This window comes from Streptomyces sp. CLV115 (genome assembly GCF_038448545.1).
Lineage (GTDB): Bacteria > Actinomycetota > Actinomycetes > Streptomycetales > Streptomycetaceae > Streptomyces > Streptomyces sanglieri.
The window spans coordinates 1-465 of the sequence record NZ_JBCEWQ010000404.1 but is presented as its reverse complement, the minus strand read 5'-3'; the positions used below and the strand labels follow the sequence as shown (position 1 = coordinate 465).

Annotated in this window: 1 rRNA gene; it reads left to right on the top strand. The window is 56.3% G+C overall.

The window, feature by feature from the left end:
- Positions 1–465: ribosomal RNA gene (locus tag AADR41_RS42370) — 16S ribosomal RNA — on the top strand; the annotation flags it as partial.

Below are 465 nucleotides of genomic sequence, written 5' to 3'. Positions count from 1 at the left end.
CCTACGGGGGGCAGCAGTGGGGAATATTGCACAATGGGCGCAAGCCTGATGCAGCCATGCCGCGTGTATGAAGAAGGCCTTCGGGTTGTAAAGTACTTTCAGCGGGGAGGAAGGCGATGCGGTTAATAACCGCGTCGATTGACGTTACCCGCAGAAGAAGCACCGGCTAACTCCGTGCCAGCAGCCGCGGTAATACGGAGGGTGCAAGCGTTAATCGGAATTACTGGGCGTAAAGCGCACGCAGGCGGTCTGTTAAGTCAGATGTGAAATCCCCGGGCTTAACCTGGGAACTGCATTTGAAACTGGCAGGCTTGAGTCTCGTAGAGGGGGGTAGAATTCCAGGTGTAGCGGTGAAATGCGTAGAGATCTGGAGGAATACCGGTGGCGAAGGCGGCCCCCTGGACGAAGACTGACGCTCAGGTGCGAAAGCGTGGGGAGCAAACAGGATTAGATACCCGTGTAGTC